This is a genomic window from Brucella thiophenivorans (assembly GCF_002252445.1).
In the GTDB taxonomy this organism is placed as follows: domain Bacteria; phylum Pseudomonadota; class Alphaproteobacteria; order Rhizobiales; family Rhizobiaceae; genus Brucella; species Brucella thiophenivorans.
In genome coordinates this window covers 21,782-28,185 of record NZ_NNRJ01000057.1, presented here as the reverse complement: position 1 = coordinate 28,185, position 6,404 = coordinate 21,782, and the positions used below count along the sequence as shown (strand labels likewise).

The following is a 6,404-nucleotide window of genomic DNA, read 5'->3' as shown; positions in this document are numbered from 1 at the left end:
GCGTACGATTTTTTCCGAATTCTGCGGTTCCCCCAACAACAGCTTCATTACACCTTGCGCCATTAGAACCTCAGTCAGATCCCTCCGCCAGAACTGAGTTGGCCTTAGGTGGTATATGACCGCAAACATCCCGAACGTCCGCAAAAGGGAGGATGTCTTAACTGCCACAAGATACCGTTGATCGCCCGCTAGCGGTCGACGCAAGGTACGGCGCGCGCCTTTTCCCAAACGAGGGTTGATTAACAATCCACTCAATATCGGTGACATCAAATCCGCAGCGGGTCAGGATCGAAACGGCGATACAGTCTTGGTATCATCCCCTAAAGCGTAAGTGGCTTCCTCCCCTCAAAGGCTGATTTTTACAGAGCTTTTACTGACTGGCATGCACAATCGCTGCCACGCTTCCAACCGGGCCGGCTTATAGACGACTGTAAAAACCACTACTGTTGCCTTGAACGGCGGAGATGTTATTCTGACCGTATCTTCCGGCATTGGGCAACGATCAAGCATATAGTCCGCTTATCCTTGTTGTCCCGACTTCCAGAGTTAAGCCTTTTAGGATCAACCCTTAACCGTATTGGCTATCATTGACCATTAGAGCTGCGTACCGAACAAACTCACATAACCAAGTACAATTTCTGCACTCTTTATTAAATTTCTAAGGATATATCAGATGGCTGTCGATTGAAAATCCAGTTACCTAATTCGCCATCTCGTTTGGAAGCACAAATTAACCGATAGCGCATAGATTTATATTCGTTGCTAATCTGTGATATCGTTCCATACCGGAATTCGATCTGGCGTTAAAAGAAGGGATTTGAATACTAAAAACTAATTCATGCTAGCAATCGATATGAGCAGAATTCACTATCGACCTCTCAAAGATCGGCGTTGTCACACGCGCCTCGGGGCTACATAAATTTTCAACTTTAAAGTAAAAAATAATATGCATAATATATTGGTTAAAAAAAATAGCAGATACTTAAGTTCCGAATCAAATTATACTCCTGTGCAACTGGAATTTCTGCGTTCCATTGCGGCGCTTATATCTGGAATTGGCTTTTTTATTATAGTCTTTACCTTAACACCTTTTCAAGGAGACTTTGTTTCTGAAGGTAGAAATAGCAGCATTATTAATGCGTTCGGTTATTCAATTCTTGGCGTAATATATTTATGTGCTTTGCTCACGCTCGTTGATCGTCATGTTCTCTTTCGCTCATTCCCGGCAAGCTGGTTGCTGGTTTTCGTCATCGCCTTCTGGTCTTGTTTTAATGCGCAAGAACCCGAAGCCTCGATGCGAAGTCTCGTTCTTACGCTGTGCTCTATGATCGTAGTTGCCGGCATTCTACTCCTTCCTCGTTCGGAGAGAGAATTTGTCATAGCTGGTTCGAATGCGATCTTGTGCTTGATGGTGATAAATTACGCTGCTTTAATTATAATACCGCACTTAGCTACACATACTCAGGTCGGACTGGAAGGTGGCCACGCAGGCTCTTGGCGCGGACATATCTCACATAAGAATTTCGCGGCACCCGTCTTTTCAATGCTTGCTATATTTGGCATCTACTGCTGGCGGGTGGGCGTGAAGATCCGGGGCGCTGCTATTTTCATTCTAGCTGTGATTTTCGTCCTAAATACAAACTCAAAAACCACGGCAGGATTTTTTCCGCTAGCTGTCACTATCGTTTTTTTATCCCGCCTTTTTGGCTCCCCGTTACTAACGGTCATCGTACACTTAATTTTCACGACGGCAATTTTTTGCCTGACAATCGGAACCGTGTTTTCCTCAACGTTGAACAATTTCACTACGTCCATATTGGGAGACCCCACCTTTACAGGACGAAACTCGATCTGGCTTTTCGGACTTGAGTACCTGCCAGAACGCTTCTGGAGCGGGTATGGTTATTACGGCTTCTGGCAGTCACCCTTAGTTATTGAAGCCGAACGCAATTTTGAAGCAGCTTGGGATGTACGTGGAATTGTTTCAGGACATAATACATATCTCGACGCACTTCTTATGTTTGGCGCACCATGTGGTATTCTCGTAATCGCGGTACTAGTTTTCAAACCACTGGCTGATTACATGCGAGCTTACCGAAGGTCCGAAAATCGTGCACTTGCCGACTTTTTTCTTATGATAGTGGTTTTCATGACTTACGATGGCATGCTAGAAACTTTCTTGCTTAACAGATCCGATGCCATGTGGCTTCTATTCGCACTTGGCAGCTATGGCATGACAACTCTCACGCATGTTAACGGTCGATGGAAAGCCTAAGATTCTGCTGAATGTAAAAAAAGCAGCGAGATCGCCAAATAGGAGTTTCAATGGCCCCCAAGCCTAAACTGATGGCTCTGGAATCTTTGCGGGGATTTGCTGCGCTGGCGGTTGTTCTTCACCATTTTGATTATGGCAGCATTTTGACGGAGAACTCTTTTACGCGCCATAGCTATCTGATGGTGGATTTTTTCTTCGTTTTAAGCGGTTATGTAATTGCACTCAATTACGCCAATCGGTTGTCATCTGCCGGTGATGTTCGTCGCTTTCAAACTCGACGCTTTTGGCGATTGTATCCGCTACATTTATTCACCCTGCTCCTTTTCATTGGCATCGAATGCATGAAATTTGTGTTCGAAAAAAATACAAGCATCGTTGCCAATACTGCAGCATTTTCCACTAACGATGGATACGCACTTCTCGCCAATCTACTTCTGCTTCAAGGCGTCACACTCCGTGAGACGACCTTCAACGCACCGAGTTGGTCAATCTCCGTGGAGTTTTGGACCTACCTGTTGTTTGCACTGGTGGTCGTACGGTTCGGATTCAGGACTGTCTGGTGCGTTGCAATCATAATAACTGCAGGCTTCGCGCTAATCGTCCTTGAAAAAGGGCACCTCGAAACAGAGCCAATCGTAGCAATAATTCGCTGCATTTACGCATTTTTTCTCGGGGCGTGGGCATCAAATTGTTCGGTCAGGCTCTCGCAATCTATCAATACCTCAATCACAGCCACAGCGCTAATTTTGATAGTCGTGGGAGTGAGTGTATTTGGTGGTAGCCGCGTAGAAATCCTGTTTCCAGTGATTTTTGCCGGCACCATAGTCGCCATTGCAAACTTAAACGAACACGAGCGGCTTCGGCGAAGCCTAGAGTGGAAAGGTTTCGTCTGGTTGGGAACCATTAGTTATAGTGTGTACCTCACACACGCAATTGTCGGTTGGGTGGTCACTCAAATATTGCGTTTCGGCCTTAAAATGCCAACGAAAGTTCACGCCGATGGAACCATCACTTTGGCACTCGAAAATGGCATCGGAACGAGTATAACTGTTTTGGCAGTTATACTTGTATTGGCATTCTCAGCGTTGACTTACCGATTTATTGAAACGCCGTTCCGGAATGGTTGGCCTTTTGGACGTCTGTTATCTTCAACAGCTAAAAATAAAACTTGAACCCCCAAAACCTGGGGGTCCGGATAAGAACTCAGACTGACTTATCGCGCTCAACCAAGACTGTTTCACATTTAACTGGTGATCAACAAACACAGCCATACTTTCAGAATGGATTTATTGGATTTCGTATCGTAATCCGACCCGTACAGTATGCAGATTGAAACCATTGTCTTTTGCTTGAGCCCCGGACGCGCCAGGTCCCGTAACTCCGTCATTGAAGGGGACTGAACTGCGGTCCGCTGCGTCATAGCCGTAGGCATTACCGCCATTGACACGAAGGTAACGATAGCCAAGATCGAGTTTAAATTGATCGTTCAGATCGTAGCTTAAACCTGCCATGAGCCCCATTGCAAAACGCCAGCTATCAAGCCCTGGCTTTTCACTTGTGTAGGTGCAGCCGTTACAAATTTCAGCTGTGTTCCAAGTGTCATACTTCACATAGGCCGCACCGATCCCCGCCCCAAGATACGGTGTTATAGCCTTGTTGATTTTAGGCAAATCTACATAAGCGTTAGCCATTGCAGTCCATATGTTGGCAGATGAGTTGTCTTCATAGTGACAATTATCCTCAACCGGATTAAATCCCTTGCTGCTCTTTATGTAGCTCGGACAAGCCGTACGCCCGTTAATCCCGGCGCGAAGATAGTCCAGCGACAAATCGGACCGGAGCATTTCGTTGATGCGGTAACCGACACCGACTGCGTAACTCACGCCGCCCTTCAGTGATATATTGTCGTAATTAAAGGTATCATCAACACCGCGATAGGGAGGAGCATATTGATTCCAGAAACTCCAGTCGCCACCACTATTCGACTTCGCAGTATATCCGATATCCCCGCGCAGATACCATCCCGAGTAACTCGACGCTACCATCTGACGGTCAGACAAGCCTGAATTTTCAACAAAAATGTCAGCAGCGTGGACCCCGTTCGGCACGCTCATCCCAACACATAGTGCAAGAGTGCACACCCAACCACGTCTCATTTACTCAACTCCATGAAGTAAAAATTCTTTGCATGCGCCGCTATTCTCAATTGGTAAACGAACATGCCTAAAAATCAGTTAATGTAAGTAAGCATGCACTTGTCGTTTTACCTGATTTCTCGGGTTTACTCCAAAATAAGCTAGCATCCGTCAGTAATCGGTAAGGCTATCCCACGAATTTTTCGAAATGGTTTGATGGACGATTTTCTGCATGGCTCAAATGAGAAAGCCTATGAGTGACAGTATGCATCAGATGAGGTACTCGGCTTAAGCCCGGCCTTTGACGATAGTGAATTTTAAAAGGTGCTGCGCTTCGCAGTGATGATAAACGTGGTCATGTCTTGCAACAGCCACAAGCATTGGAAAGGAAGCGTAGCATGAAGTGCTATAGCGGCTTCGACGTCGCGGTAAAAAGAGACATCCGTTTGTATTAGCGACCAAACCGGTAAGTTTTGCCACCAGGGTGAGGTGATTAGTCATCTTGATGATCTGACTGCGGCCTTGTAAGATCCAGCGTATCAAATCGAGTGGATCGGTCTTAAAGCTGGAGCGTTGTCGCAGTGGCTTTTTGAATGCTTGGCTACCGCCGGTTTGCCGCATAGCCACCCGACATACACAGGCTTTTCTCAAGGGAAAGTTTAACAAGACCGACCGCAATGATGCGCGAGGCATTGCCGAGATGATACGCGTTAATCTGTACAAGCCTATGCATTTGAAGACATTGACGAGCCAGAAGCGTCGCGCTTGTTAACATCCCGCAAACTACTTCATGAGAAAGCCATTGCCATTGAAAGCGATATCCGCGGATTGTTGCGCAAATTCGGCCTTAAGGTGGGTGTTATAGGAACTATTGTTTTTGATGATCGTATCCGCTCACTCGCTGACGATATCGCGGAGTTGCTTGAGTTCATGGAACCCTCGTTGTCCACACAGCAAAAGCTGCGAAACATTCACGGTACTCCATAGTATGCTCTTGGCAATCGCCCATAACGACAGAGCATGCCAACCGTCATTGACAAACCCTAGGCCTGCACTGTTACCTCGCTTGCTTAAATTATCACAATTGATGTCCCGGCGCGATTTAGTGAATTACACGCTGTCGGTTCAGCGTGGGAGCTGACACCTGTCCTCAACCAGTCGGGTGAAAGTCATCGGATCGGCCGTGTTAGCTTAGGTGCTAATAACATGATGAGATCTTTGCTTTCTAAAGTAGCTCAGTTTATTGTGATGGACGAAGAAATGTTCTTGGTTGAAAGCCTTAGCGATGAATATCGCCAAACGACGTTGGCGGCAAAAAGCAATCGTTTCACTCGCTCGCCCGATGGGCTTGATCATGCATCGCATGTGTAAAGATGAAACGGGATTCCATTTTACAAAAGACAGCATGTCGGCAGCAATTTAAAATGAGAGCCAAACAATAAGTTCCGCTTGCCGGTGGAAGAACGTCCTTCGCAGGACGATGGATGAGGTGATTTCGCTGAGAGTCTTTGCCGGTCGCATTTTCACGAACACGATGCGAGCTAGATTATGCCGCTTCAGATTAGTGATGCGAAGCTGGTGCGCTCAATGTCCCGCAAGGCGTGCTCCCCAGATAACGCTGCATGTGAAGGCTTCTTCGGAAGACTGAAAACAGAGTTCTTTTATCCCAGCGATTGGAAGAACACTACGCTCGAGCAGTTTTTTATAGAAGTCGATGGCTACATTCGGTGGTACAACGAGAAGTGGATTAAGATATCACTTGGCGCACGAAGCCCAATCGAATATCGAAACAGTCTTGGAATTGTGACGTAAAACAAATCCAAGTTTTTATCCGCACACCCTCCGGCTCATGTATGGATACCCCCATTTGTGCAAGTTGGAATTTGGATAATTTAGACGTGCGATCGGGTGCGGTCATGTATCAGGCCTGTTTTGCGGCATTCAAATAGCCGCTGGCCGGTATGGAGCTTAGCGGTTCTGGTGCAAAATCACTT

General features: G+C 46.5%; 3 protein-coding genes and 2 pseudogenes. 4 read left to right on the top strand and 1 reads right to left on the bottom strand.

Annotation, left to right across the window (positions count from 1 at the left end):
• The first annotated feature begins 946 nt into the window (after nt 1–946).
• On the top strand, nt 947–2,275 hold the full coding sequence (locus tag CEV31_RS18155) for an O-antigen ligase family protein (protein ID WP_094509209.1): 1,329 nt from the start codon (nt 947–949) through the stop codon (nt 2,273–2,275).
• Between the two features lie 50 nt (nt 2,276–2,325).
• A complete protein-coding gene (locus CEV31_RS18150) occupies nt 2,326–3,447 on the top strand; it encodes an acyltransferase family protein (protein WP_094509207.1) in 1,122 nt (373 codons plus the stop codon).
• Nucleotides 3,448–3,561: 114 nt separating this feature from the next.
• Here CEV31_RS18150 and CEV31_RS18145 read toward each other — a convergent pair whose 3' ends face one another.
• Nucleotides 3,562–4,389, bottom strand: coding sequence for an outer membrane beta-barrel protein (locus tag CEV31_RS18145; protein ID WP_094509213.1), 828 nt, complete (start codon nt 4,387–4,389; stop codon nt 3,562–3,564).
• A 419-nt stretch (nt 4,390–4,808) separates the two neighbouring features.
• Between CEV31_RS18145 and CEV31_RS18140 the strand changes: the two are divergent.
• Nucleotides 4,809–5,833, top strand: a pseudogene (locus CEV31_RS18140) (IS110 family transposase).
• Between the two features lie 134 nt (nt 5,834–5,967).
• A pseudogene (locus CEV31_RS18135) lies at nt 5,968–6,222 on the top strand (IS3 family transposase); the annotation flags it as partial.
• Nucleotides 6,223–6,404: the final 182 nt, after the last annotated feature.